Below are 26,129 nucleotides of genomic sequence, written 5' to 3'. Positions count from 1 at the left end.
GAAGGTCCTCATGTTCGAACGCCTGATCCAATTCGCCATCGAGCAGCGCATCATCGTGCTGCTCGCGGTTCTACTCATGGCTGGCCTGGGTATCGCCAGCTACCAGAAGTTGCCGATCGACGCCGTGCCGGACATCACCAACGTCCAGGTGCAGATCAACACCGCGGCCGCCGGGTTCTCGCCGCTGGAAACCGAGCAGCGCATCACCTTCCCCATCGAGACGGCCATGGCCGGGTTGCCGGCGCTGGAACAGACCCGTTCGCTGTCACGTTCCGGGCTGTCGCAAGTGACGGTGATCTTCAAGGAAGGCACCGACCTGTTCTTCGCCCGGCAATTGGTCAATGAACGGCTGCAGGTGGCCAAGGAGCAACTGCCTCCGGGCGTCGAGGCCGTCATGGGCCCCATCTCCACGGGACTCGGGGAGATTTTCCTGTGGACCGTGGAAGCCACGGCCGATGCACGCAAGGAGGACGGCAGCGCCTACACCCCCACCGATCTGCGGGTGATCCAGGACTGGATCATCAAGCCGCAACTGCGCAATGTGCCCGGCGTGGCGGAGATCAACACCATCGGCGGCTTTGCCAAGGAGTATCAGGTTGCCCCCGACCCCAAGCGCCTGGCCGCCTACAAGCTGACGTTGACTGACCTGGTGAGCGCACTGGAACGCAACAACGCCAACGTCGGTGCCGGGTACATCGAGCGCAGTGGGGAGCAGTTGCTGATTCGCGCTCCCGGCCAGGTGGCGAGTCTCGATGACATCGCCAACATCGTCATGGCCAATGTCGACGGCACACCGATCCGGATCAAGAACGTCGCCAGTGTCGACATCGGCCGTGAATTACGCACCGGTGCTGCCACTGAAAACGGCCGGGAAGTGGTACTCGGCACGGTGTTCATGCTGATCGGCGAAAACAGCCGAACGGTGTCGCAAGCGGTGGCCAGCAAGCTTGAACAAATCAACCGGACCCTGCCTCAGGGCGTGGTCGCAGTGACGGTGTATGACCGCACCACGCTGGTCGACAAAGCCATTGCCACGGTCAAGAAAAACTTGATCGAAGGCGCGATCCTGGTGATCGCCATCTTGTTCCTGTTCCTGGGCAATATCCGCGCTGCGCTGATCACCGCCATGGTGATCCCCCTGGCCATGCTCTTCACCTTCACCGGCATGTTCACCAACAAGGTCAGCGCCAACCTGATGAGCCTCGGCGCGCTGGACTTCGGCATTATCGTCGACGGTGCAGTGGTCATCGTCGAGAACGCCATCCGCCGTCTGGCCCACGCCCAGCAGCAACATGGCCGTATTCTCACGCGCTCCGAGCGCTTTCATGAAGTCTTCGCGGCAGCCAGGGAAGCACGACGGCCGCTGATCTACGGCCAGTTGATCATCATGGTGGTGTACTTGCCGATCTTCGCCCTGACCGGGGTCGAGGGCAAAATGTTCCATCCAATGGCGTTCACCGTGGTGATTGCCCTGCTCGGCGCCATGCTGCTCTCGGTGACCTTCGTGCCGGCGGCCATCGCGATGTTTGTCACCGGCAAGGTCAAGGAAGGCGAGAACCTGGTCATGCGCGGCGCGCGCCGGGCCTATGCGCCGGCGCTGGATTGGGTCATGGGGCACCGCCAACTGGCGTTCGCCCTGGCGCTCGCGATGATCGGCGTCTGCACGGTGGTCGCCAGCCGCATGGGCAGTGAGTTCGTGCCCAGCCTCAGCGAAGGCGACTTCGCCCTGCAAGCCTTGCGCGTACCGGGCACCAGCCTGAGCCAATCAGTGGACATGCAACAGCGCCTGGAAACACTGCTGCTGGAAAAGATCCCCGAAGTGCAGCGTGTGTTCGCCCGCACCGGCACCGCCGAGATCGCCTCCGACCCGATGCCGCCCAACATCTCCGACAGCTACGTGATGCTCAAGCCGCAGCAACAGTGGCCCGACCCGAACAAAAGCCGCGAGGCGCTGATCGCCGATATCCAGCGGGTGACGGCGCTGTTGCCGGGCAGTAACTATGAGTTGTCGCAACCGATCCAGCTGCGCTTCAACGAGCTGATTTCCGGGGTGCGTAGCGACGTCGCGGTCAAGGTCTTCGGTGACGACATGGACGTACTCAACAGCACCGCGACGAAAATTGCGGCGACCTTGCAAACCATCGATGGCGCCTCGGAGGTCAAGGTCGAACAGACCACTGGCCTGCCGGTACTGACCATCAATATCGACCGCGACAAGGCCGCGCGTTACGGGCTCAACGTCGGTGATGTGCAAGACACCATTGCGGTGGCGGTTGGCGGACGCCAGGCCGGCATCCTGTATGAAGGTGATCGGCGCTTCGACATGGTGGTGCGTTTGTCCGACGCCATGCGCAAGGACGTCGAGGGCCTGTCGAAGCTGCTGATCCCAGTACCCGCCCTGCTCAACGGCAGCGCCGACACCATCGGCTTCATCGCCCTGGCGGACGTTGCCAGCCTGGATCTGGTGCTCGGGCCAAACCAGGTCAGTCGCGAGAATGGCAAGCGCCTGGTGATTGTCAGTGCCAACGTGCGTGGCCGCGATATCGGTTCGTTCGTGCAGCAGGCCAGTGCCCGGATCGAGCAGCAGGTGCAGATTCCTGCCGGTTACTGGACCACCTGGGGAGGCCAGTTCGAGCAGTTGCAGTCGGCAGCCAAGCGCCTGCAGATTGTGGTGCCGGTGGCCTTGCTGCTGGTGTTCGCGCTGCTCTTCATGATGTTCAACAACCTCAAGGATGGCTTGTTGGTGTTCACCGGGATTCCGTTCGCGTTGACCGGTGGCGTAATGGCGCTGTGGCTGCGGGACATTCCACTGTCGATCTCCGCCGGCGTGGGATTCATCGCCCTGTCCGGAGTGGCAGTGCTCAACGGCCTGGTGATGATCGCCTTCATCCGCAACCTGCGCGAGCAAGGTCTATCCCTTGGTGTGGCCGTCAACGAAGGCGCCTTGACGCGCTTGCGTCCGGTGTTGATGACCGCGCTGGTGGCGTCCCTGGGCTTCATTCCCATGGCCCTGGCAACCGGTACCGGTGCCGAGGTCCAACGGCCCCTGGCCACCGTGGTGATCGGTGGAATCCTGTCGTCGACGGCCCTCACGTTATTGATATTGCCGGCGCTGTATCACTGGGCCCATCGGCGGGATGAAGAGGCAGTGAGCGAATAACCCGTGCACTAATCCGTTTGTGCTTACTTGCCCGCAGTCATTAATGGCTGCGGGTTTTTTAGTGCTCGAGATATTTACATGACTGATCTGTCATCGCATCGCCACGTCGACGAAAGGTCGGCATTGATAATATTCCGCTTTATTTAACCGAGGTCATCGACATGAAACTCAGCCAACTTATCAGCCTCACCGCGGCACTGATTGTTTCCACTAACGCCCTCGCCGAAAGTGGCGGCGACAGGCGATTTGAAACGATGATGCAGAACAATCAGATGGCCATGCAGCGCTATGCCGCCCAACAAGGCAAGGAACAACCCATCGTCAAGGAATATGCCTATGGCATGAAACTGGATGTGGCCAAAGTGGTGAATGTCACTCCCCCGATAAAGTCCTGCGGGCCCGTGCCGGCGCAGATGACCTATGAAGACACCCGCGGGCAACTCAATACCCTGCGCTACACCATCGCCGGCGACTGCAGCCGTCGCGGCGGTTGACCCCACTGAGCCCGGCAACGTCCGCCCGCCGCTGGAGCGAGCGCACTCGCTCCAGCGGCTATGGCAGCCGCAACAATCCGCAGAGCAAAAAAAAGCGTCCCGAAGGACGCTGAAAAATTCACCTCTTCCAAAGGAGCAAGACGCTACCAAGGTGAATGGACACTGTGAACGCTGATCAACCCTCCGAGTTCTTGCCCTGCTTGCCCTCATCCTGTGAGTCCGCGTTGGCCGTCGACTGGACATCAACCGTGCTCGAAGTACCGTGCACTTGTTGCTGACTCAGTTTGAACGCTGCCAGGTATTGCTGAGAACGCTCGGCGCCCCCTTCGGCAAATACACTGCTGCTGGCCACGGCAACTACCGTAATAAACACGAACTTCACAAGTTTCATGACAGGCTTCCTCTTACCATCATCGGAATGACTCGCCGACCTATTGGCCTTCAAGTCTTTGGCTTGCCGACAAGTATAAAAAAGCCAAGTTAACAGGAGCATGGGCGGGACATTACATTCTTGATAGGTTGGCTATTCAAACGGCCCTATACGGCTCATCCCATGCCCCACTATCAAAGAATTGCCAAAGGGTATTCGACAATCAGCCGGACTTCGTCCAGGTCCGACTCGAATGCCGTGGCCCGGGTGTTCGCCTGGCGCACGCGCAACGACAGATCCTTGAGCGAACCGGACTGCACCACGTATTTGACTTCGATATCCCGCTCCCAGCGCTTCTGGTCCGTCAACGGATTGCCCTCGGCATCGCGGCGCATGTACACCGTGTTGGCGTTGGAGTAGTCGGCATCACTGCCGCGACCATAACGGGTCATGAAACTCAGGCCCGGGACTCCGTAAGTGGTCATGTCCAGGTCATAACGCACCATCCACGAACGCTCCTTGGGCGAGTTGAAGTCGCTGTACTGGATCGAGTTGTCGAGGAAGATCGAGTCCGACTGCCGCAGGTAGTCGAAGTCATCGTTGCCGTTATTGCGCTGGTGGGACAGCGCCAGGCTGTGGGCACCGAACTTCACCCCGGCCTTGGCACTCCAGATGTTGTTGTCGAACCGGCCCAGCAACTGCTGGCCCTCATCCACCGCCTTGTAATAGTTCAAGCCACCGAACAGCGAGACCTCCTCGCCCAGCGGATAACTCAGGGTCGTACCGGCGTAGTACTGATTCCAGGCGTCCTTCAGTCGGCTGGAATACAGGCTGACGCTGACGTGCCGGTTGAGGCTGTAGTCGCCGCCGAAGTACGCCACCCAAGGCGAGTTGACCGGCCCGGCATAAAAGGTTGCGAAGTTGTCGCGCATGTTGCTCGAAACCGGCTGGCTCATTGCGTGCAGACGACCGCCCTGCAGCGTCAGGCCCTCCAGGCTGGTGTTGCTGGCCGTGACCCCGGTGAAACTTTCCGGCAGCAGTCGCGAATCCCCGGCAGCCACCACCGGCGTGGCAGGAAACACATCGCCCACCTTGACCACCGTATCAAACGCCCGGATTTTCGCCGCGCCACCCAGCTTGGAGTATTCATCGCGGGCCTCGCCCCGGGCGTCGACCGGCAGTACATCGAACGAACTGCGTGCGCCATTGCGCCCGTCGCCGGTGTCCAGTTTCAGGCCGATCATGGCGAAGGCATCCACCCCGACACCCACGGTGCCCTGTGTGAATCCCGATTCGAACTTGCTGATAATCCCTTGTGCCCAGGCCTCGGAATAACCATTGCCCGTAGGGCTGGACTGGCCGTTGCGGTGATCACGGTTGAAGTAGTAGTTGCGGTTGAGCACCGTCAGGCTGCTGCCCTCGACAAAACCTTCGGGCTTCTCTTCGGCCACCGCCAGTGAAGCGCCGGAACCGGCCAGCGCGGCTATCGCCGCCAGGGTCAATGTTGTGTTGTTATTCATCTTTCGCTCCTGAATGTTTGGCGCAAAGTCTTGTTGTAGTGCGGGGCCGGGCGCCCCAGGTCCGCCGAGCGATATCGTGGCAAGCACGAGATAACGTGAAGATGATGGGCGAATGACAATTTCGTCATGCACGGGCGTGGTGTCGGGCGCAATGGCCGGCAACGCCTTTGACTGTACATCCATACAGATAAAGATTGATCCAGGCCGCCGCACCGCGCATGCTGTGCAGCTTGTTACCTGAAGACTGATGGTCGATATGCGTCTGTATCTGTGTGAAAAACCTTCCCAGGCCAAAGACATTGCCGCGGTGCTCGGCGCCAGCCGGCGTGGCGATGGCTGCTGGCTGGGGACGGGGATCACCGTCACCTGGTGCATCGGCCACCTGCTGGAAACCGCGCCACCGGATGCCTACGACGCCCGCTATAAACGCTGGGTGCTGGCAGACCTGCCGATCATTCCCGAAAAGTGGAAGATGCTGGTCAAGCCCAAGACCGCCAGCCAGTTCAAGGCGGTCAAGCGGCTGTTGGGTGAGGCCCAGGAACTGGTGATCGCCACCGACGCCGACCGTGAGGGCGAAATGATTGCCCGCGAACTGGTGGAGCACTGTCGCTACCGCGGGCCGATCCAGCGGCTGTGGTTGTCGGCGCTCGACGATGCCTCGATCCGCAAGGCCCTGGCGGCCCTCAAGCCGGGAGCGGAGACTTTCAGCCTGTATCACTCGGCACTGGGTCGCTCGCGGGCCGACTGGTTGATCGGCATGAACATGAGCCGGCTGTTCACCCTGCTCGGGCGCCAGTCCGGTTACCAGGGCGTCCTGCCGGTGGGTCGAGTGCAAACCCCGACCCTGCGCCTGGTGGTGGACCGCGACCGCAGCATCGCCGACTTCGTGCCAGTGCCCTATTGGGCGATCGACGTGCAATTGCTGCACGACGCGACCCCGTTTACCGCCCAATGGCGGGCGCCGTCGGACCTGTGCGATGAACAGGACCGTTGCCTCAATCAAGCGTTGGCCCAGCAAGCGGCGCAAGCCATGCGCACTGCCGCCAGTGCGCGCCTGGTCAAGCTGCGCACCGAGCGGGTGCGGGAGGTCGCGCCACTGCCCTTCGACCTTGGCACCCTGCAGGAAATCTGCTCGAAAAAACTCGGCCTGGGGGCCCAGGAAACCCTCGACGTGGCCCAGGCGCTGTACGAAACCCATAAAGTCATCACCTACCCACGCAGCGACTGCGGCTACCTGCCCGTGAGCCAGCACGGCGAAGCACCGGCGATTCTGCAGGCCCTGGGCCGCGCGGACCCAAGCCTGGCGCCGTTGCTCCAGCACCTGGAGCCGCAACGCCGCTCCCGGGCCTGGAACGACGCCAAGGTCAGCGCCCACCACGGCATCATCCCCACCGCCGCCGCGCACAATTTCGAGCGCCTGAGCGGCAAGCACCGGGCGGTCTACACCTTGATTCGCGCGCGCTACCTGGCGCAGTTCCTGCCCAACCATGAGTACGACCGCACCCAGGCCGACTTCGACTGTGCCGGCCACGCTCTGCGCGCAGTGGGCAAGCAGGTGGTGGAGCCGGGCTGGAAACGCGCCATGCCCGAGGCTCTGGCAGCCGCCAAGGGACGCGAAGCCGCCGCCCCGCAAAACCTGCCGCCCCTGACCCAGGGCAGCGACTATCCGGTTGCCGACGTCAATCTCAAGGACCTGTGGACCCAACCACCCAAGCCGTTTACCGAGGGCGACCTGATCAAGGCCATGAAAAACGTGGCCAAGCTGGTGCAGGACCCGCTGCTCAAGCAAAAACTCAAGGACACCACCGGCATCGGCACCGAAGCCACCCGCGCGGGAATCATCCAGGGGCTGCTGGACCGCGGTTACCTGGTCAAGCACGGCAAGGCGCTGGCTGCCACACCGGCGGCCTTCAGCCTGATCGACGCCGTCCCCCGAGCCATCGCCGATCCCGGCACCACGGCCATCTGGGAACAAGCCCTGGACATGGTGCAGAGCGGTGAAATGAGCCTGGAAGAGTTCGTCGCCAAGCAGGCCGCCTGGATGAGCAAGCAAGTGGGCCGCTGCACCGGCCTGCGCCTGACCATCAGCGGCCCGGCAAGCCCGGCCGGCAAAGGCGCGACACCCTGGAAAGGCAAACGCAAGAGCCCCTCACGCAAAGCCGCAACGACCGGCAAACGCAAGGCCAAGCCCAAGGCCTGAATGGCAACTGCTGAACGTGTAGGCAGTGGGTCAGGTGCCAGCGATGTTGAATGCACTGGCCCCATCGCGAGCAAGCTCGCTCCTACAGTGTTTTTGGCTGGCCGTAGGTCTCGCGTACACCCAGCACATGTGTGGGACTGGGCTTGCCCGGGATAGAACCAAGATCAACAGCCCTCTAACTCCCCACCACCGGACAAGGCCCACCCGCCTCGGCCCACACTTTGAACTGGCTGACGAACACATCGTGGGGCACCGGTACCGGGGCTCGGTTGCCGCCGGGGTTCCAGCCCCAGAGCACCAGCTTGTCGTCGCTGACATGCTTGATCAACGCGGCAAAGTCGCGGTCGCCGTTGCTCGAACGGTCCTTGATCATCTGGCACAACTGATCGGCCGGCAGCCCGATCCAGGCCATTTTGTGTGCCGCCGGCGGCAGGCTCCAGTGCGGGGCGCCCGGTGGCGCGTGGGGGCCATAGCTGGCCGGTGGATTGGACTCGCCATGACAGGTGGCACAGGGCAATCCGGCAGCCCCCTTGCCCTCCACCCCACGCACCACACTCATGCCGTGGGTCAGCCCGGCATCGAACTGCAAAGGCGCATCCCCGGGGATATGGCAGTTCTGGCAGCGCGGGCTCTGGAACACCTTCTGCACCGTGCCGAATGCACTCAGCGCCGGCGACTCGTCGGCGAACAGGTCCGAGGTGTAGCCGCCCACCCCGAGCAACAGCAGCGTGGCCAAAAACAGGTGGCGTCTCATCTCACACCCCCTCCAGCTGCAACGGCAACTCACGCAGGCGTTGCCCGGTCAGGGCATACACCGCATTGGCCACCGCCGGTGCAGTGGGCGGCACGCCAGCCTCGCCGATACCACCCGGCTTCTCGGTGCTGGGCAGGATGTGCACCTGCACCTCAGGCATTTCGTTGAGCCGCAGCACCTGATAGTCGTGGTAGTTGGACTGCACCACCTGACCGTCCTTGAAGGTCACTTTGCTGTGCAAGGTGAAACCCAGGCCGAAAGTGATGCACGACTCCATCTGCGCGACAATGCTGGCCGGGTTCACCGCAATCCCGCAATCGACGGCACAGACCACCCGGTGCACGCGGATTTTCAGGTTGTCCTGGGACACTTCGCTGACTTGCGCGACATAACTGCCAAAGGACTCGTGCACCGCCACCCCCAAGGCATGCCCCGCCGGCAAGGGTGCCTGCCAGTTGGCCTTTTCCACGGCCAGGTTGAGCACCCCGAGGTGCCGTGGATGGTCCTTGAGCAAAGTCCGCCGGTAGTCCACCGGGTCCTTGCCTGCCGCCGCAGCCAGTTCGTCGATCAAGGATTCCATGACAAAAGCGGTGTGGGTGTGCCCCACCGAACGCAGCCACAGCACACTGATGCCGGTCTTGGGTGAGTGCAGGTCGACCCGGTGATTGGCCAGGCTGGCCAGGTAGGGACTGTCCGCCACCCCTTCGACCGAGGTCTTGTCGATGCCATCCTTGATCATGCTCGCCTCCAGCATGGTCCCGGCCATGATCGACTGCCCCACCAGCACATGCTGCCAGGCCAAGGGCAAGCCATCCGGCCCCAGGCCGATCCGCGCGTGATGCAGGAAGGCCGAGCGGTAGTAGCCGCCACGGATGTCGTCTTCGCGCGACCAGACGGTCTTCACTGGCGCACCGGCGACGTGCGCCACCTGCACCGCCTCACTGACAAAATCCGAGGTCGGGTTGGCCCGCCGACCGAAGCCGCCACCGAGGAATTGGGTATGAATCACCACCTGCTCCGGCTTGAGCCCGGTGATCTTCGCCGCGACCATCTGGTCCAGGGTCTGGAACTGGGTGCCGGTCCAGATCTCGCATTGCGCGTGGGTAATGCGCACCGTGCAGTTGAGCGGCTCCATCGGCGCATGCGCCAGGTACGGCACGCTGTACTCGACATCCACGGTCTTCGTCGCCTTGGCCAACGCGGCGCTGACATCCCCGGCCTGGCTGGCCGGTGTGCCGGGGGTGGTGGCCAGCTTGCGGAAGTCCTGCAGCAGGGTGACGCTGTCCAGGCCTGCATTGGGGCCCAGGTCCCAGTCGATTTTCAGCGCATCGCGCCCCAGCTTGGCGGCCCAATAATGATCGGCCACCACCGCCACGCCCGTGGGCACCTGCAGTACCTTGTGCACCCCGGGCACCGCCAGCGCGGCCTGGGCGTCGAAGGAGCGCACGCTGCCGCCCAGTACCGGCGCACGGGCGACCATGGCGGTGAGCAGCCCCTCGAACTGCACGTCCATGCCGAACTTCGCCTGGCCGGTGATTTTCTCCGGGGAGTCCAGGCGCTTGGTCGGCTTGCCGATCAGGGTCCAGTCCTTGGCGTCCTTGAGTTTGATCGATGCCGGATCCGGCACCGGCAGTTGCCCGGCCTCATTGGCCAGTTCGCCATAGGTGGCCCGCTGGTCGCCGGCAATCACCACCCCCGCTTCGGTGCGCACCTGGGATGGCGCGACGTTGAAGCGCTTGGCAGCGGCTTCGATCAACATCAGACGTGCCGCGGCACCGGCCTGGCGATAGCGGTCGAACTCCATCCAGGTCGAAGTCGAGCCCCCGGTGATCTGCATGCCGCCAAAGGCTGGCAGGCCGTACAACGCCGCCGACGCCGGGGCGTGTTCGACGCGAATCTTGCTCCAGTCCGCGTCCAGTTCCTCGGCGATCAGCATGGTCAGGCCAGTCCAGATGCCCTGGCCCATTTCCGCGTGCCCCAACAGTATGGTGACGCGGCTGTCCGGGGCGATCCGCAGAAAAGCGTTGGGCGCAAAGCCCGAATCCGTGGCCGCGCGGGCAAAGCGGTTGGCCCCGGGGATCAAAAACCCCACCACCAGGCCAGCGCCCAGTACGGCGCTGCCTTTGAGAAAGGAGCGGCGCGAGCTTTCGGTGAGTACGCTCATGCTCAGGCCTCCCCGATGTGCGCAGCACGCTTGATCGCCGCCCGAATACGCGGGTAGGTGCCACAACGGCAGATATTGCCCGACAGCGCCTGATCGATATCACTGTCAGTCGGCGCGGGGATTTTCGCCAGCAGGGCCACCGCCGACATGATCTGCCCGGACTGGCAGTAACCGCACTGCACCACGTCGATCTCGGCCCAGGCCCGCTGCACCGGGTGCGAACCGTCGCTGGACAGGCCTTCGATGGTGACAATCTTCTGCCCGTTGGCCACCGCCGCAGCCGGGGTGATGCATGAGCGCAAAGGCGCACCGTCGACATGCACGGTACAGGCCCCGCATTGCGCCATGCCGCAGCCGAATTTGGTCCCGGTCAGGTGCGCGACATCGCGCAACACCCACAACAGCGGCATGTCGCCGGGCACTTCCAGGGGTTGATCGTTGCCATTGATATTGAACGTCAGCACGGCAATCTCCTCAGGGACGGTCAGGACGCAAGGAGTCCTGGGTCAGCGTCGCTGTGGCATCGAGTGCCTACGCGCGCTGGTGGTTGTCCCTTGAGCTAAGCGCAATTCCCCCCAAAATTGGCGTGGTGCGACCACCGGTCAGGCATCGGCGCAAACGCCCTAGATCCTGGGCCCGCTCAAAATCCGCGTGTAACCCTGCAGAAACAGGGCAAACGCCAGGCACCAGCACAGGGCTGAAATGCCCAGGCCGTGGCTGCTGAACGGCACCAGCAATACCCGGGACAGACCGGCCAACAGCACCAGGGCGAACCCCAGCACCACCCCCTTGGACGGCTGCAGCGGGCGCCCGGTATGCCCCAGGCTGACCCGGGCAATCATCGCCAGCACCAGGCCGCCAATGCCGCCGACCGCCAGCGCGTGGGTCGCCAGGCTCTGTTGCCCCAGCAACCCCAGCTGCCACAGCGCCATGGCCAGCGCGGCCACCAGCAGCCAGGCATAAGCCAGGTACAGCGACCAGAGCAGTGGCACGCGCCAGATACCCCGATCATGCCAGCGCCAAAGGCGCGCCAGGTGCAGGCCACTGATCAACAGGTACAGCGCCGCCAGCCAGGGCCGTGGCAGGTCGTTGAAACCAACGCCGATCAACAACGCTGCCAGCAGGCTGCTGACCAGCAGCACCCGGGTCGGCAGCGGGCTGGCCGGCGCGCCTGGCGCGCGCTGCAGGCCGCGTTGAATAAAGAAGGGAATTACCCGCCCGCCAATGACACTCATCAACCCCGCCACCAACCACAGCGCCGCCAACACGCCACGACGCTGCCAGGCCAGGTCCTCGTGGGCCATGCCCCACAGCGTCAGCCACTGACAACCGGCCAGCAAGCCGATCATCAACAGGATCGGGTAGTTCTCGGTTTTACGCGCCGCGACCAGGTCCCGTCCCAGCAACAGTGCCAGCAACGGCAGGAATGGCAGCTGCAGCACCAGCAAGGCCTCCGCGTCGATCGGCATCAGCCACGCCAGGCGCGCTAGCAGCCATACCAGCACCAGGCCCAGCAGCGGCCAGCCACACAGCCCGCGACGCCCGGTCCAGTTAGGCACCGCCGTCAGCAGGAACCCGGCAATGATCGCCGTGGCAAAACCGAAGGGCATTTCGTGGCGATGCCAGGCCAGCATCCCACCCAGGGGTTGGGCCGCAGGCAAGCGCCCGTACAGCCACAGACTCCAGATCGCCAGGGCGACACAGGCAAACCCGGCGCCGGCGAGGAAAAACGGGCGAAAGCCCAGGCTCCACAGGGGTACGTCCTTGATTGAAGGCATGTCAGGCGCCCCCTTCCATCAGCCATTGATTGCTGCCGAACATTGTTTTTTTCTCCCTTCACCCGTGCGTTGTCCGTGATAGCTATCAAGTCCCGTGCCAGCTCCACCCTCTGGTAATCCGCGGGCTTGACGGCCATAGAGTCATATTGACTGCAAGGCAATGAGGTCGTAATGACACCAAAATGAGTCATATTGACTTCTTGAACACAATACCCGGACAAAAACGCTCGCCAGGCGCCACAAGCCAGCGCCTAAAAGCAAACCAATATCATTTGCACCCTGACACACCTTTTGCTTTAATCGCGACCAATTCCCATTTGCACCTCTGGTGCCATCACGCCGTATGGAAATGCGCTCTTTATGATGGTCGTCGAACCCTCACTCGTGCAGAACCTCTACACCAGCCACCATCGCTGGTTGTACGAGCTGCTGCGCCGTCGCCTGAGCAACGCCTTCGATGCCGCAGACCTGGCCCATGACACCTTCATCCGGGTGCTCAAGCGCCCACAGGAATTCCAGGGCGAAGTCCATGAACGCTCCTACCTGGCGACCATCGCCCGGGGTCTGTGCATTGATCACTGGCGCCGCCGGCAACTGGAACAGGCCTGGCTGCAGGCCCTGAGCGAACGCCCCCAGGCCATGCACCCCTCTCCCGAGCAACGGGCGATCATCGTCGAAACCCTGCACGAAGTGGATGCCATGTTGCAGCGCCTGCCGCAGCGGGTCAGCGACGCGTTCATCCTCGCCCAACTGCACGGCATGCCCTACAAGGCGATCGGCCTTGAGATCGGTGTGTCCGAGCGCATGGTCAAGAAGTACCTGGCCCAGGCCCTGATGCACTGCGCCATGCTCGAGGCCGAACTCGACGGCCTGTTGATCGAGTAACCGCCCTTGCCTCCCAGCACCGTGAACAAACTCAGCCACGCCAGCCTGCAGCAGGCGGCCCATTGGTACGTGCAACTCAACGATCAACAGGTCGGCGAGCAGGAGCGCCTGCGCTGGCAAGCCTGGCTGGCCCAGAGTGGCGAGCACCAGAACGCCTGGCGGTATGTGCAGCGGGTCGGAGAGCGATTTGCCCCGCTGCAGGGCGCCGCCGACTCCCAAGCGGCGAGCAAGGTCCTGCGCGGCACCGGACGCACCAGCGTCACGCGCCGCCAGACCCTCAAGTCGTTGTTGATCCTGACCTCGGGCAGCCTGCTGGGCTTCAGTGCCTGGCGCCAGACCTCGCTGCCCGCCACCCTGGAGCGCTGGACCGCCGACCTTTCCACCGGCACCGGTGAAATACGCGAAACCCGGCTCAGCGATGGCAGCCGGGTCTGGCTCAACGCCTTGAGCGCTCTGGATGTGCGCTTTGACAGCCAGCAGCGCCTGCTCGACCTGCAACTCGGCGAAGTGCTGATCGACACCGCCAAGGACCTCCTCCGACCCTTGCGGGTGCAGACCCGCCACGGCCTGCTACAGGCCATGGGCACGCGCTTGAGTGTGCGCCAGGACCCGGATCGCACCTTGCTCAGTGTGTTCGAAGGCGCGGTACAGGTGCGCTTGGCCAACGCTCAGGTGCAAGTGGTGCCCGCGGGCCGCCAAATGGCCTTCAGCCAGGAGCGCTTCGAGCCCCAACTCCCGGTCTCCCCCGCGCGCGAAGCCTGGCGCCGTGGCGTGCTGCTGGCGGACAACCTGCCCCTGGGCCAGTTGCTCGAGGAGCTGAGCCGCTACCGCCATGGCCATCTGGCCTGCGACCCGAGCGTGGCGCAGATGCCGGTGATGGGCTCCTTTCCGCTCAAGGACACCGACCAGGCCCTGCGCCTGCTGGCCGCTGCGCTGCCGATCAGGGTGGAAAAACCCATGCCGTGGTGGGTCAACGTCGGCGCCAGAAGCTGACAACCAAGATACTGAGAATTATTTTGATTCGCGGTTCCCTTTTGGGGTTTTCGTTCGGATAACCCTGCACACGTACTTCAATTGCCGATCGACTCGATCCAAAGGGACCCCCATGCCGCACCACGTCGCTGCCCGTTTTCGATTTGCCTTGCGTCCCCTGGCGCTGGCCCTGCCGGCCGCCCTGCTGAGCCTCGCCCCGGCAGTCGCCCACGCCGCTGAAACCGCCGCCAGCGAACACTCCAGCAGCAAGCGCCCCTACAGCATCGGCGCCGGCTCGCTGGTTGAGGCCCTGAACAGCTACGCCGAGCAAAGTGGGGTGTTCCTCGCCGGGCACAACGACTTGGCCAGCGGCAAGCGCAGCCCCGGGCTCAACGGCACCTTCACCACTGCCGCTGCCCTGCAGCGCTTGTTGCAAGGCAGCGGCCTGCAGGCCCAGGCCCTGGACAACGGCGGCTACATCCTGCAAGCGGCCCCCAAAGGTGACGGTACCCTGGAGCTGGGCGCCACCACCATCTCCGGCCAGGGCCTGGGCGCGACCACCGAAGACACGCACGCCTACACCACTGGCTCCACCTCTACCGCCACCGGCCTGCCGCTGTCGCTGCGTGAAACCCCGCAATCGGTGACGGTGATCACCCGCCAGCAAATGGACGACCGTGGCGCCCAGAGCGTCGGCGATGTGTTGCGCAATACCCTTGGCATCAGCCAACAGGCCTACGACAGCGACCGCATGGAGTTTTCCTCCCGCGGTTTTGCCATCACCAACTACCAGTACGACGGCATCAACCGTCCCTATGACGGTGTCTACGGTGAAGCGGCAACCAACGTCGACGCCGCCACCCTGGACCGCATCGAAGTGGTCAAGGGCGCAACCGGCCTGATGACCGGCTCCGGCGACCCGTCCGCCACCGTCAACCTGGTCCGCAAGCAGCCGACCAAGGAATTCAAGGCCTCGGTCAGCGGCACGGCCGGCTCCTGGGACGCCTACCGCACCGAAGGCGACATCTCCGGCCCCCTGAACGACAGCGCCAGCGTACGCGGGCGTTTTGTCGGCGCCTATCAGGACAAGAATTCCTACCTGGACCACTACAGCCAGAAGAAGGACCTGTTCTACGGCATCCTCGAAGCCGACCTGACGCCCGACACCCTGCTGACCTTCGGCATCGACAAGTCCAGCGTGACCCCGCGCGGCACCTCCTGGACCGGTAACCCGACCTACTTCGCCGACGGTGGCCGCACCGACTTCCCGCGCCACTTCAACCCGGGTGCCGACTGGAGCCGTCGCGACTTCGACGACGTCACCTACTTCACCTCCCTGGAACAGGCCCTGGCCAACGACTGGCAGTTCAAGGTCAGCCTCGACCAGAAAACCACCGACCACGACACCCGCCTGGCCTCGGCCAGCGGCGGCAGCCCGGACCGTGCCACCGGTGAAGGCATGTTCCTGTACTGGGGTCGCTGGGAAGGTCACCGCGTGCAGAACACGGCCGACGCCAATGTCTCGGGGCCGTTTACCCTGGGCGGGCGTGAACATGACCTGGTGGCCGGCGTGATGACTTCGCACTCGCGCCAGACCGGCTCGACCTTCGACACCAGTGCCTTCAGCCAGGTACCGGGCAGCATTTATGACTGGGACGGCGACCTGCCGTACCAGGAGTTCCCGAAAAACGGCAAGTACGAGCGCACCCAGAGCCAAAACGGCATGTACCTGGCCACCCGCCTGCGTCCCACCGATAACTTGTCGTTCATCCTCGGCAGCCGCGTGAGCACCTTCAAGTACAACGAAGACTATTCGTACTACCCAGGCGCGGGCCTTGACGACACCCACGCCAGCTACAAGGAACACGGGGTCGTGACCCCCTACGCCGGCGTGGTCTATGACCTCAACGACACCTACTCGGTCTACGCCAGCTACACCTCGATCTACCAGCCGCAGACCTTCAAGGACATCAACGGCAAGACCCTGGCACCGGTGGAAGGCGACAGCTACGAAACCGGCATCAAAGGCACCTACCTGGACGGCAAGCTGAACGCCAGCCTGGCCCTGTTCCGCATCGAACAGGACAACGTCGCCGAATCGATCGGCACTGATCCGGTGACCAACGAAGGCATCTACAAGGCCATCGACGGCGCGACGACCCAAGGCATCGAGCTGGAAATGGCCGGCGAGTTGCAAGACGGCTGGAACCTGATGGCCGGCTACACCTATGCCCGTACCCGTGACCAGGATGAGCAACGGATCTTTGGTTATCCGCTGACCACCTCCAAGCCGGAGCACGTGTTCCGCACGTTCACCACCTACCGCCTGCCGGGTGCGCTGGACAAGGTCACCGTCGGCGGCGGCATCAGTTGGCAGAGTGCGTTCTACGGCAATATCTACAGCGCCAGCGTCGGCGACTACACCCGGATCAAGCAAGGCGGCTACTCCCTGGTCGACCTGATGACCCGTTACCAGTTCAACGAGCACCTGAGCTTTACCGCCAATGCCAACAACGTCTTCGACAAGAAGTACCTGACGGGCCTGGGCAACTTCGACACCACCTACTACGGCGAGCCACGCAACCTGATGCTCACCACCAAGTGGGACTTCTAAACCCCTGACACCCGCACGCTGCCCGCTCCCCGGGCAGTGTGTGGTCTGCCGACAGTCATTATCCCCGCACAACCACGAGCCTTTGCCGCCGCCAGCCATTACACTGGCCCACCGGATGAGCAAAGGACGTTGACCGATGAAGCACGCCATCGCCAAAGATGCCGACAAAGCCCCGCGCTTCTGGCGTGATGCGGCCCTGCCCTTCATCGAGGCCCGTTCCATCGCCGATGGCCGCGAAGTCTGCTACACCCGCCATTCCCACGAACACTTTTCGATCGGTGCAATCACCGCCGGACGCAGCACCTACGTGCACGAACAGGCGTCCTGCGAAGTGGCGACCGGCACCGTGGTGTTGATGAACCCTGGCGACGTGCACGCCTGCAACCCCATCGACGATCAACCCTGGTCGTACCTCATGCTGTATGTCGACACGCCCTGGCTGACCGACCTGCAGCATCAGTTGGGCTTTGCCGCCGAGCTGGACTATCGTCCGTTCGCTTGCACCCATACCGCCGACCGCACGCTGTTCGACGGCCTCAACCAGCTGTATGAACTGTTGCTCGACGCCCAGGCCTCGACCCTGCAAAAGCACAGCGGCGCAGTGGCGTTTTTTACCGAGGTGCAGATCCGCCTCAACCCGGCCCAGGTCATGCTCGACGAACCCAACAGCAAACTGGAGCGTGCCGCCGAATACATCCGCGAACACTGCACCCAGGCGCTCAAGCTCGAAGACATCTGCACGGCCGCCGAGCTTTCAGCCTCGTACCTGATCCGCGCGTTCAAGCAGCAGTACGGCATGACGCCCCATGCCTACCTGGTCAACCGCCGTATCCAGTTCGCCCGCCAGCAGTTGCGCCAGGGCAGATTGATCGCCGACGTGGCGCTGGACGCCGGGTTTGCCGACCAGGCTCATTTTCAACGGGTGTTCAAACAGCACCTGGCCGCGACACCCGGGCAGTATCGCGGCTAACCCTCAGGGCAGCAGCAGGTAGCCGGCACTCACTGCCAGCAACAGCGCCATCACCCGGTTGAACAGGCGCAGGCCCCCGGCGTTGCTCAGGTACTGGCGCAAGAAGGTCCCGGCATAGGCCCAACAGGCCACCGACAGGTAGCACACCACCAGGTACACCGCGGCAAACTGCCAAACCAGCCGCGTCTCGCCGTCCGCGACAAACGCCCCCATTCCCGCGACACAGGCCAGCCACGCCTTGGGGTTGAGCCATTGCATCAAGGCGCCGTAAAAAAAGGTCGGCGCCTGCCTGGCATCGGCGGTGCCCAGGCGCCCGTCATCGGTGGCAAGCTTCCAGGCCATGAACAACAGGAACCCCACCCCCGCCAGTTGCACCACCCGAGTCAACGCCGGCCAGAGCTTGAGCAGCTCATGCAGGCCCAACCCCATCAACACCAGTAACAGCACAAACCCCAAGGTCGCCCCCAGCACATGCCGTTGACTGGCACGAAAGCCATACTGCGCCCCCGAACTCAAGGCCATGATATTCACCGGCCCCGGCGTGATAGACGCAGCCAGCGCAAACGCGGCCATGGACATAATCAGACTCATTGCACTTTTCTCCACTCACTGGGGAACATCCCTGATGTGCAAGGTAAAAGCCGGGCCAATGTCTGTATTGAAGAAAAACACCCCACGGTAAACCTCACTCACCGGCGAACGCCTACCGCACCGTGGTGTCACTACCAGTATGGGGATACCGTTACACGAAGGAGGGCCACCCATGGTGACTCACTACAAAACCGCCGGGCACCTTGCCTGCGGTCATCACGGCAAGAACCTGGTTTCCACCACCGAGTTTGCCCGGGTCAAATGCCGCAGCTGCCGCAACACCGATGCGTTCAAGGACGCCCGCCGAGAAGCACGCAACGCCGCCCGCCGCGCCGCCCGCAAGGCCAAGGTGGCCCCTGCCGCCCTCAACTGGCGCGCCGCCTGGGTACAACGCCTGAGCGACCTGCCCGGCCGACAACGCCTACCAAGGGGATTCAGCGGACAGCCGTTCGTTTAAAGCGCGGCGTCATCGTTGACGAGCATCGCGAGCAAGCCGCAAGCGGGCACTCGCTCCTACAGTCAATCTGGTTGCCCGCACATTTTGCGTACGGCCTCCACACCTGTGGGAGCGCCGCCCGGCCCGCTCCCACGGTGATTCTGGCTGCTCTCAGATCCTGCATACAGCCACCACATTTATGCGGGCCGCCAGGCCTGCACCTACAAGTACCCTCTGCGTCAACTACCAGTGCACTGCCCGACAAGCCAGCCACCCGCACGCCGGCGTAGCTTGGAGGTGTGGGCGAACGACGCGATAGGCGCTCCAACCTCAATAACAACAAGACCTCTGGTGACCCATGAGTACAGTAGATCCGATCACCCTGGCGGTGGTGCGCGGCGCGCTTGAGACGGCGCAGCGGGAAATGACCCTGACCCTGGAAAAGACCGGTCGCTCGAGCGTGTTCAACCTCGCTCACGACTATTCCAATGCCCTGTTCGACCACCTCCCGGAAATGATCCTGCAAGGCCAGGACATCCCCATCCACCTCGGTTCGCTCATCCCGGCCATGAAATGCGTCGCCGGGTTCTTCGGCGACGACATCCTCGAAGGCGATGTGATTTACCACAACGACCCGGCCTACAAAGGCAGCCATATTCTCGACTGCTGCATGTACAAACCGGTGTTCTACCAGGGCGAACTGGTGTTCTGGGCCGTGTGCAAAGGCCACCTGACCGACATCGGCGGCCCCGTGCCCGCCGGCTACAACCCCGACGCCAAAGAGATCTACGCCGAAGGCCTGCGCATTCCACCGGTCAAGCTCTGGTCCCAGGGCAAACGTCGCGAGGACGTGATCAACCTGCTGCTGACCAACATGCGCGCCCGCGCCTACCAGGAAGGTGACCTCAACGCTCAATACGGCGCCTGCACCGTCGGCGAGCGGCACTTGCTGCAATTGCTCGAACGCTATGGCGTGGAGCAGGTGCGGGCCTGCATCGCTGAACTCAAGGACATGGCCGACCGGCACATGCGCGCGCTGCTGCGTGAAGTCCCCGACGGTTTCTACAGTGGCACCGCGGTGCTGGAGGATTCCGGCCACGGCCTGGGCGAGCTGGCAATCACCGCGCGGGTGGAGATTCGCGGCGATGAAGCCCACGTGCTCATCGAAAGCCCGCCGCAGGTGCCGTACTTCATCAATTCCTATGCCGGCAACTCGGTGTCAGGGGTGTACCTGGGGCTGATGATGTTTGCCCAGGTACCGCCGCCCTACAACGAAGGCCTGTACCGCTGCGTGACGGTGGACCTCGGGCCGCCCGGCACCCTGTGCAACGCCGCGGAACCGGCGCCCCACGTCAACAGCACCACCACGCCGATGGAAACCCTCGCCGACGCGGTGCGCCAGGCCCTGGAACAAGCGGCGCCAGAGCGGGTCACCGCGTCCTGGGGGCACGCCAGCGGAATCAACATTGCCGGCCATGACCCGCGCAATGGCAATGCCGAATACGTGACCATGGTCCTCGCCTCGATCATCTCCGGCGCGGGTGCCAACCAGGCCATGGACGGCTGGCCGGCGTGCGGGCCGCTGTGCTGCTTCGGCGCGCTGATGTCCGGTGACATCGAGTTGCTCGAGTACTCCTACCCGATCCTGATCCATCGCTACAGCCTGATGACCGACAGCGGTGGCGCCGGTGAATTTCGCGGCGGCTCAGGGACCCGCATTGAAATCGAACCGCTGGACCACGGGATGACGGTGGTCGGCTTCGGCGAAGGCCGGCAACTGCCCACGGCAGGCGCGGCAGGTGCCCGCAACGTTCTGCTGGAACCGAAACTGGGGCGGCTGATCCACCGCAAGGTCGATGGCGCAGAAGACCACTTCACCTACAACGCGCAACTGACGGCCCAGCCGGGCGAACGGGTGATCAATATCAACCCCGGCGGTGGCGGCTACGGCAACCCGTTGCGCCGGCCCGTGAGCAGCGTGCTGGAGGATGTGCGCAACGGCCTGGTGTCCCCCGAAGGCGCTCGTCGCGAATACGGCGTGGCCATCGACGGCAATGGCCAGGTCGACGACGCCGCGACCCATGCCCTGCGCACCACCCACTGATCACGCCCAGTCCCTTGAGCCATCTGGAATCCGACACCATGAGCCAACCCCAATATCGCCTGGGCATCGACGCCGGCGGCACCTTCACCGACTTCATCCTCGCCGATCGCCAGGGCAACGTGCAGTTGTTCAAAGCCCCTTCCACACCCCAGGACGGCACGCTGGCGATCCGCAACGGCCTGGCGCAGATCGCCGATGCCATCGGCCGCACGCCAGCCCAGATCATTGCCGACTGCGACCTGTGCATCAACGGCACCACCGTGGCCCTCAACGCCCTGATCGAAAAGACCGGGGTCAAGGTCGGCCTGCTGTGTACCGAAGGGCATGAGGACAGCCTGGAAATCCGCCTCGGTCACAAGGAGGACGGGCACCGCTACGACGCCAGCTACCCGCCCGCCTATATGCTGGTGCCGCGCCACCTGCGCCGGCCCATCGGCGGCCGGATCATCAGCGACGGCCGCGAGCATACGCCGCTGGATGAGCAGGCGATCCACGCGGCCATCGAGTACTTCCGCCAGGAGCAGGTCAAGGCGGTGGCGATCTCCTTCGTCTGGTCGGTGCGCAACCCCAGCCACGAACAACGCGCCGCCGAACTGGTCCGCGCAGCGCTGCCGGACGTGTTCGTCTGCACCGGCAATGAAGTGTTCCCGCAGATCCGCGAATACACCCGCACCTCCACTACCGTGGTCAACGCCTACCTGAGCCCGGTGATGGGCCGCTACATCGAGCGCATCGACGCACTGTTCGAAGAGCTGGGGGCGCGACAGCCGACGCGCTACTTCCAGTCCAACGGCGGCCTGGCCCCCGGCCTGGTCATGCGCGAGCGCGCGGTCAACGCCATCAACTCCGGCCCCGCCTCCGCGCCCCAGGCCGGCCTGTGCGTGGCCCAACCGTTCGGCATCGACAACGTGATCACCGTGGACATGGGGGGCACCTCGTTCGACATCACCCTGAGCAAAGCCGGGCGCACTAACTTCAGCAAGGACACCGACTTCCTGCGCTACCGCATCGGCGTGCCGATGATCCAGGTTGAAACCCTCGGCGCCGGCGGCGGCTCGATTGCCTTCCTCGACGATTTCGGCATGCTTCAGGTCGGCCCGCGCAGCGCCGGGGCCAATCCGGGGCCGGTGTGCTACGGCAAGGGCGGCGTCGAGCCGACGGTCACCGACGCCAACCTGGCCCTCGGTTACCTGGCCGATGGCGCGTTGCTTGGCGGCAGCATCCGCTTGAACCGCCAGGCGGCGATCGAGGCGATCCGCAGCAAGATCGCCGAGCCCCTGGGCATCAGCGTGGAGCGGGCGGCCACCGGCATCATCACCCTGGTCAACCTGAACATGGTCAGCGGCATCCGCCGGGTCTCGGTGGAACGCGGCTACGATCCACGGGACTTCGCCCTGATCGGTGCCGGGGGCGCGGCAGGCATGCACGTCATGCGCCTGGCCGAGGAGATCGGCAGCAACGTGGTGCTGATCCCCAAAGTCGCCTCGGGCCTGTGTGCCTACGGGCAGATTCTCTCGGACATCCGCTACGACCAGTTGACCACCCTGCCCATGCGCCTGGACGACGACCGGGTCGACCTGCCCCTGCTCAACCGGACCCTGCGCGAGCTGCGTGAACGGGGCATGGACAACCTGCGTGAAGACGGCTTCGGCGCTGGCAACAATGTCGAGTGCCAGTACCACCTGGAAATCCGCTACCTGGGCCAGATCCACGAATGCAGCGTCGAACTGTCCTGCGACCAGCTCGACCCAGGTGCACTGGCTGCCTTGCGCGATGCTTTCCATACCCGGCACAAGGCGCTGTTCTCCTACAGCGAACCGCAGAGCCCGATCGAACTGGTCAACCTCGAATGCTCGGTGATTGCGCGCCTGCAACGCCCGCCCATGCCCGAGTTGCCGCCAGCCACCGACGACACCCCGGCCCAGGCCAGCAGCCACCGCTCGATGCTGTTCGATGACCAGGCGGCCTGGCAGCAGACGCCGGTGTACAACGGTGAACACCTGCAATCCGGGCAGACGGTCGAGGGGCCCTGCGTGATCGAGGAAGCCACCACCAACATCGTGGTCCCGCCGGGCTGGCGCGCAACGCTCGCGCCGTCGGCCACCTACCGGCTGACGCGTGGCGGTTGACCCCCTGTAGACATTGGCAAATGATGGCCTCCCAGCGGCGCCGCCGGTCCTTGACTGGCGGCGCCGCCCTCAGAATAACAACAGCACGAGGGCAGCCATGGCACACACCGTCTCCACCCGCCACTGGTCCGACAGCGAACGCCAGCCCCGCTGGGCGCAAGCGATCGGCAGTGCCTATTTCCCGCTGTCGCTGGAGTTTGCCGCCAGCGACCGTTTCAGCGGCAACCTGCAGATCTGGGAAACCGCCAGCACCCCCTTGACCCTGTCGCGCCTGCGTTCCAGTCAGCTCGGCTATTCGCGCAGCAAGGCCCAGGTCAGCGAAGACCAGCAAGCCTGCTACCTGGTGACCGTGCCGCGGCGCAGTGAAGTGCATTTCGAGCAGGACGGCCGCGCCCTGCATTGCCAGCCTGGCGGGTTCATTTTCGAGCGCGGTGATGCGCCCTATCGCTTTCACTACGCCAGCGACAACGACCTGTGGGTGTTCAAGCTGCCGGAGCAAGCGCTGCACGGCCAACTGCGCGGCGCCGAACGCTACACGCGCTTTTGCTTCGACGCCCGGCGGGCCCTGGGACGGGTCTTCGTCGATCAGTTGGCAATGTGCGCCGCGCGCTTTGACGAATGCGACGCCAGCGCGCGCCACATGCTGCTGGAGCAGGCCCTCTCGACCCTGCTGATGGCCCTGCGCGACGATGAGCGCGTGCTCAACAGCGAGAGTTCGAACCTCGCCGCCCTGCACCTGCAACGCATCGAACGCTACGTTGAACAACAACTGGGCAACCCCGACCTCAACCCGCAGCAGATCGCCCAGGCGTGTGGGGTGTCGGTGCGCTACCTGCACAAACTCTTCAGCAACACCCCCTACAGCCTGGGCGAGTGGATTCGCCGGCGCCGGCTCGAAGCCGTACACCGGGGCCTGCTCGACCCCAACTGTCACCTGGCGATCGGTGCCCTGGCGATGCGCTGGGGCTTCAGCGACCAGGCGCAGTTCACCCGCAGCTTCCGCCAGCACTTCGCCTGCACCGCCAGCGAAGTCCGCGCCAGCCGACCCACCTGATCCTCCGGGCGCTGGCGGGAGGCACCCTCAAGCCCACCCGCCCCAACCGGTTCTGCTTCAGGACGAAATCCGCTAGGCTTGGTTTTTTTATCTCCAGGATGGACCCAGGTATGCCCGTGCTCGACACCTCCCTGCAAGACTCCGCCGCCCCTGAAGGGGTTTGTTATGGCTGCGGCAGCCGCAACCCCCATGGCTTGCACATCAAGAGCCGCTGGCATGAGGATGGCGTGCACGTGGTGGCCGAGCACTTGCCCGACGCGAAGTATTGCGGTTGGCCGGACCTGGTCTACGGCGGATTGATTGCCATGCTGGTGGACTGCCATTCCAACTGGGCGGTGATGGCCTACCACTACCGCGCCGAACAGCGTGAACCCGACAGCCTGCCGCGCATCAACTGCGTCACCGGCAACCTGGGCATCAAGTTCATCAAGCCCACTCCCATGGGCGTACCGTTAACCCTGCGCGCGCGGGTCGAAGGTGAAGTCGGGCGCAAGACCCGGGTGATCTGCGAGGTGTATGCCGGCGAGGTGCTCACCGCCGTCGGCGATTCGGTGTTCGTGCGGGTCGACGCCGGACAACTGGCCGCTGCCGCCCACGGCCGCGAGAGCGCTTCGGACACCTGAGGAGGATGGGCGGGCAGCGCGATGGCGATGCCCGCCCCTGGCGTTACTTGTGCGCCATCTTGTAGCGCACGCAATCCTTGTAGAAGCTCTCGCGCACCGCTGCCGGCTTGAAGCGCGACGGGCTGTCGTAGGTCTGCTCGGTAATGCCCAGGGCCATCATGCGCATCCATGACTTGTTGAACGTGTAGGTCTGGATCTTCTTCCGCGCGGCATACAGGGAAACCCCCGACAGCTTGAGCTCCTGGGCCCTGGCCGCAGTGCCGGCCCCCCAACTGCAGACATACCGGTCGTTGGCCGGCAACTCCTTGGCCTGTGCCGGTGCCGCGACGCTGACCAGGGCAACCGGGATCAGCGCGCTCAGTAGATTTCGCATTAAGTATTCCGCCTAACCGCCTGAAATTTCGGCGATTCTGACGACACATCGAATGCTCAGGGGCCAGCAAATTGCCTTATCGCTGAAGCGGGCGCTGCCACAGGGGCGGAAACAGTTCGTGCTCCATCGGCACATCGGCGGCCAGCACCTCGCGCAGGCCCGGAAATTCCGGGGACGTCGCCCAGGGTCGCGGGGCATGGCGCACGTCATCACCGATGACCCGCACCGAGAACGCCCGACGCCGATTGTTTCCGCCCACACCTGAGGACGCATGCAGGGTCAGCATGTTGAAGCACACCATGTCCCCCGGTGCCAGTTCCCAGCCGAGGATCGGGAAGTCCTCGCGATGATTTTCGATGTCCGGCAGTTCGCCCAGGGTGCCCTCGGCAAACCACTTGGCCTGGCTGTCCATGAACGAGCGCGGCATCAGCCACGGGCCCTTGTGGGAGCCGCCGATGAACTCCAGGGTCGAAGCCCTGGGCACCGGGTCGACGGGAATCCAGAAGCTCACAGTGTCCGAACCACTGATGTTGTAGTACGGCTGGTCCTGGTGCCAGGGGGTGCGCTGGCGGGTGTTGGGCTCCTTGACCAGCAAGTGGTCATGGTGCAGGCGCACCTGCTGGCTGCCGAGCAAGGCCCCGGCGATCGACCCCAGGGCCGAGCTGAAGATGAAGTCCCGGTAGTCGCGGTTCTCCTGCCAGTTGCAGAAGTCCTCGAAGAACCAGCCCGGGTCGCTGGCACTGCTGGCGACCTTGGCCCGCGGGCTGGGATTGGCCAGGTTGGCCTCGATGCCCGCGGTCAACTGGCTGATCTGCTGCGGGGTGAACGCGTTGCGGATGCACACGGCGCCCTGGGTCTGGTAGGTCTGCACCGCCTCATCGCTGATGGGGCAGGTAAAACCGGCGTCGGCAAATCGGGTCATTTCGTTCATGACGTTG

General features: G+C 64.0%; 21 protein-coding genes. 12 read left to right on the top strand and 9 right to left on the bottom strand.

What is annotated here, in order from left to right:
• Window positions 1-10: 10 nt before the first annotated feature.
• Window positions 11-3,160, top strand: coding sequence for a CusA/CzcA family heavy metal efflux RND transporter (locus tag H7995_RS02190; RefSeq protein WP_185817905.1), 3,150 nt, complete (start codon window positions 11-13; stop codon window positions 3,158-3,160).
• Window positions 3,161-3,321: 161 nt separating this feature from the next.
• The gene (locus tag H7995_RS02185; protein ID WP_166592213.1) at window positions 3,322-3,654 is read left to right on the top strand and encodes a DUF2790 domain-containing protein; all 333 of its coding nucleotides are present in this window, start codon (window positions 3,322-3,324) and stop codon (window positions 3,652-3,654) included.
• Between the two features lie 175 nt (window positions 3,655-3,829).
• Here H7995_RS02185 and H7995_RS02180 read toward each other — a convergent pair whose 3' ends face one another.
• Window positions 3,830-4,045: a DUF2790 domain-containing protein gene (locus tag H7995_RS02180; RefSeq protein WP_185817904.1), complete on the bottom strand. Its 216-nt coding sequence runs from the start codon at window positions 4,043-4,045 to the stop codon at window positions 3,830-3,832.
• Between the two features lie 173 nt (window positions 4,046-4,218).
• A complete protein-coding gene (locus H7995_RS02175; protein WP_185817903.1) occupies window positions 4,219-5,544 on the bottom strand; it encodes an OprD family porin in 1,326 nt (441 codons plus the stop codon).
• A gap of 256 nt (window positions 5,545-5,800) precedes the next feature.
• Between H7995_RS02175 and H7995_RS02170 the strand changes: the two genes are divergently transcribed.
• A complete protein-coding gene (locus H7995_RS02170; RefSeq protein WP_166592216.1) occupies window positions 5,801-7,744 on the top strand; it encodes a DNA topoisomerase III in 1,944 nt (647 codons plus the stop codon).
• Window positions 7,745-7,919: 175 nt separating this feature from the next.
• Here H7995_RS02170 and H7995_RS02165 read toward each other — a convergent pair whose 3' ends face one another.
• The 4 genes from H7995_RS02165 to H7995_RS02150 all read right to left on the bottom strand — a co-directional run bounded on the left by H7995_RS02165 (window position 7,920) and on the right by H7995_RS02150 (window position 12,440).
• Window positions 7,920-8,498 (bottom strand): hypothetical protein, encoded by a 579-nt coding sequence (locus H7995_RS02165; RefSeq protein WP_166592217.1) that lies wholly within the window; start codon window positions 8,496-8,498, stop codon window positions 7,920-7,922.
• A gap of 1 nt (window position 8,499) precedes the next feature.
• Complete coding sequence (locus tag H7995_RS02160; RefSeq protein WP_185817902.1) at window positions 8,500-10,662, bottom strand: xanthine dehydrogenase family protein molybdopterin-binding subunit; 2,163 nt, start codon at window positions 10,660-10,662, stop codon at window positions 8,500-8,502.
• 2 nt (window positions 10,663-10,664) lie between these two features.
• Window positions 10,665-11,126, bottom strand: coding sequence for a (2Fe-2S)-binding protein (locus H7995_RS02155; RefSeq protein WP_166593072.1), 462 nt, complete (start codon window positions 11,124-11,126; stop codon window positions 10,665-10,667).
• 159 nt (window positions 11,127-11,285) lie between these two features.
• The gene (locus tag H7995_RS02150; RefSeq protein ID WP_185817901.1) at window positions 11,286-12,440 is read right to left on the bottom strand and encodes an NnrS family protein; all 1,155 of its coding nucleotides are present in this window, start codon (window positions 12,438-12,440) and stop codon (window positions 11,286-11,288) included.
• A gap of 360 nt (window positions 12,441-12,800) precedes the next feature.
• Between H7995_RS02150 and H7995_RS02145 the strand changes: the two genes are divergently transcribed.
• The 4 genes from H7995_RS02145 to H7995_RS02130 all read left to right on the top strand — a co-directional run bounded on the left by H7995_RS02145 (window position 12,801) and on the right by H7995_RS02130 (window position 17,881).
• Window positions 12,801-13,325, top strand: coding sequence for a sigma-70 family RNA polymerase sigma factor (locus tag H7995_RS02145; protein WP_166593075.1), 525 nt, complete (start codon window positions 12,801-12,803; stop codon window positions 13,323-13,325).
• A gap of 6 nt (window positions 13,326-13,331) precedes the next feature.
• Window positions 13,332-14,318, top strand: a complete 987-nt coding sequence (locus H7995_RS02140) for a FecR domain-containing protein (protein WP_185817900.1) — start codon at window positions 13,332-13,334, stop codon at window positions 14,316-14,318.
• Window positions 14,319-14,430: 112 nt separating this feature from the next.
• Window positions 14,431-16,911 carry a TonB-dependent siderophore receptor gene (locus H7995_RS02135; RefSeq protein ID WP_206684446.1) on the top strand — a complete coding sequence of 827 codons (2,481 nt, stop codon included), beginning with the start codon at window positions 14,431-14,433 and terminating at the stop codon, window positions 16,909-16,911.
• 136 nt (window positions 16,912-17,047) lie between these two features.
• A complete protein-coding gene (locus H7995_RS02130; RefSeq protein WP_166593078.1) occupies window positions 17,048-17,881 on the top strand; it encodes an AraC family transcriptional regulator in 834 nt (277 codons plus the stop codon).
• 3 nt (window positions 17,882-17,884) lie between these two features.
• Here H7995_RS02130 and H7995_RS02125 read toward each other — a convergent pair whose 3' ends face one another.
• Complete coding sequence (locus H7995_RS02125) at window positions 17,885-18,472, bottom strand: LysE family translocator (RefSeq protein WP_182340535.1); 588 nt, start codon at window positions 18,470-18,472, stop codon at window positions 17,885-17,887.
• 172 nt (window positions 18,473-18,644) lie between these two features.
• On the opposite strand from H7995_RS02125, the gene H7995_RS02120 reads away from it, so the two are divergent.
• The 5 genes from H7995_RS02120 (at window position 18,645) to H7995_RS02100 (ending at window position 24,818) form a co-directional block, all read left to right on the top strand.
• Entirely contained in the window at window positions 18,645-18,929 is a 285-nt protein-coding gene (locus H7995_RS02120; protein ID WP_166593080.1) for a hypothetical protein, read from the top strand.
• A 337-nt stretch (window positions 18,930-19,266) separates the two neighbouring features.
• A complete protein-coding gene (gene capB / locus H7995_RS02115; RefSeq protein WP_166593081.1) occupies window positions 19,267-21,012 on the top strand; it encodes a caprolactamase subunit beta in 1,746 nt (581 codons plus the stop codon).
• A gap of 38 nt (window positions 21,013-21,050) precedes the next feature.
• Complete coding sequence (gene capA, locus H7995_RS02110) at window positions 21,051-23,141, top strand: caprolactamase subunit alpha (RefSeq protein WP_185817899.1); 2,091 nt, start codon at window positions 21,051-21,053, stop codon at window positions 23,139-23,141.
• Between the two features lie 97 nt (window positions 23,142-23,238).
• Window positions 23,239-24,195, top strand: coding sequence for an AraC-like ligand-binding domain-containing protein (locus H7995_RS02105; protein WP_182340543.1), 957 nt, complete (start codon window positions 23,239-23,241; stop codon window positions 24,193-24,195).
• A 110-nt stretch (window positions 24,196-24,305) separates the two neighbouring features.
• On the top strand, window positions 24,306-24,818 hold the full coding sequence (locus H7995_RS02100; RefSeq protein ID WP_182340545.1) for a PaaI family thioesterase: 513 nt from the start codon (window positions 24,306-24,308) through the stop codon (window positions 24,816-24,818).
• A gap of 43 nt (window positions 24,819-24,861) precedes the next feature.
• Here the strand turns inward: H7995_RS02100 and H7995_RS02095 are convergent, their stop codons facing one another.
• Both H7995_RS02095 and H7995_RS02090 read right to left on the bottom strand, forming a co-directional pair.
• Window positions 24,862-25,191, bottom strand: a complete 330-nt coding sequence (locus H7995_RS02095; protein WP_185817898.1) for a hypothetical protein — start codon at window positions 25,189-25,191, stop codon at window positions 24,862-24,864.
• Between the two features lie 76 nt (window positions 25,192-25,267).
• Window positions 25,268-26,122 carry a phytanoyl-CoA dioxygenase family protein gene (locus H7995_RS02090; protein WP_185817897.1) on the bottom strand — a complete coding sequence of 285 codons (855 nt, stop codon included), beginning with the start codon at window positions 26,120-26,122 and terminating at the stop codon, window positions 25,268-25,270.
• Between the last annotated feature and the right edge of the window lie 7 nt (window positions 26,123-26,129).

It is taken from the genome of Pseudomonas kielensis (genome assembly GCF_014236655.1).
In the GTDB taxonomy this organism is placed as follows: Bacteria; Pseudomonadota; Gammaproteobacteria; order Pseudomonadales; family Pseudomonadaceae; genus Aquipseudomonas; species Aquipseudomonas kielensis.
The sequence above is the reverse complement of the archived record's forward strand: the minus strand, read 5'-3'. Positions and strand labels throughout refer to the sequence as shown.

Excerpts from the sequence above, each read along its gene's own strand:
- H7995_RS02160 (WP_185817902.1), bottom strand. The coding sequence starts at position 10,662 with ATGAGCGTACTCACCGAAAGCTCGCGCCGCTCCTTTCTCAAAGGCAGC.
- H7995_RS02130 (WP_166593078.1), top strand. The coding sequence starts at position 17,048 with ATGAAGCACGCCATCGCCAAAGATGCCGACAAAGCCCCGCGCTTCTGG.
- H7995_RS02175 (WP_185817903.1), bottom strand. The coding sequence starts at position 5,544 with ATGAATAACAACACAACATTGACCCTGGCGGCGATAGCCGCGCTGGCC.
- H7995_RS02170 (WP_166592216.1), top strand. The coding sequence starts at position 5,801 with ATGCGTCTGTATCTGTGTGAAAAACCTTCCCAGGCCAAAGACATTGCC.
- H7995_RS02165 (WP_166592217.1), bottom strand. The coding sequence starts at position 8,498 with ATGAGACGCCACCTGTTTTTGGCCACGCTGCTGTTGCTCGGGGTGGGC.
- H7995_RS02150 (WP_185817901.1), bottom strand. The coding sequence starts at position 12,440 with ATGCCTTCAATCAAGGACGTACCCCTGTGGAGCCTGGGCTTTCGCCCG.
- H7995_RS02120 (WP_166593080.1), top strand. The coding sequence starts at position 18,645 with ATGGTGACTCACTACAAAACCGCCGGGCACCTTGCCTGCGGTCATCAC.
- H7995_RS02190 (WP_185817905.1), top strand. The coding sequence starts at position 11 with ATGTTCGAACGCCTGATCCAATTCGCCATCGAGCAGCGCATCATCGTG.
- H7995_RS02145 (WP_166593075.1), top strand. The coding sequence starts at position 12,801 with ATGATGGTCGTCGAACCCTCACTCGTGCAGAACCTCTACACCAGCCAC.
- capA (WP_185817899.1), top strand. The coding sequence starts at position 21,051 with ATGAGCCAACCCCAATATCGCCTGGGCATCGACGCCGGCGGCACCTTC.
- H7995_RS02095 (WP_185817898.1), bottom strand. The coding sequence starts at position 25,191 with ATGCGAAATCTACTGAGCGCGCTGATCCCGGTTGCCCTGGTCAGCGTC.
- H7995_RS02125 (WP_182340535.1), bottom strand. The coding sequence starts at position 18,472 with ATGAGTCTGATTATGTCCATGGCCGCGTTTGCGCTGGCTGCGTCTATC.
- capB (WP_166593081.1), top strand. The coding sequence starts at position 19,267 with ATGAGTACAGTAGATCCGATCACCCTGGCGGTGGTGCGCGGCGCGCTT.
- H7995_RS02185 (WP_166592213.1), top strand. The coding sequence starts at position 3,322 with ATGAAACTCAGCCAACTTATCAGCCTCACCGCGGCACTGATTGTTTCC.
- H7995_RS02135 (WP_206684446.1), top strand. The coding sequence starts at position 14,431 with ATGCCGCACCACGTCGCTGCCCGTTTTCGATTTGCCTTGCGTCCCCTG.
- H7995_RS02105 (WP_182340543.1), top strand. The coding sequence starts at position 23,239 with ATGGCACACACCGTCTCCACCCGCCACTGGTCCGACAGCGAACGCCAG.
- H7995_RS02100 (WP_182340545.1), top strand. The coding sequence starts at position 24,306 with ATGCCCGTGCTCGACACCTCCCTGCAAGACTCCGCCGCCCCTGAAGGG.
- H7995_RS02090 (WP_185817897.1), bottom strand. The coding sequence starts at position 26,122 with ATGAACGAAATGACCCGATTTGCCGACGCCGGTTTTACCTGCCCCATC.
- H7995_RS02180 (WP_185817904.1), bottom strand. The coding sequence starts at position 4,045 with ATGAAACTTGTGAAGTTCGTGTTTATTACGGTAGTTGCCGTGGCCAGC.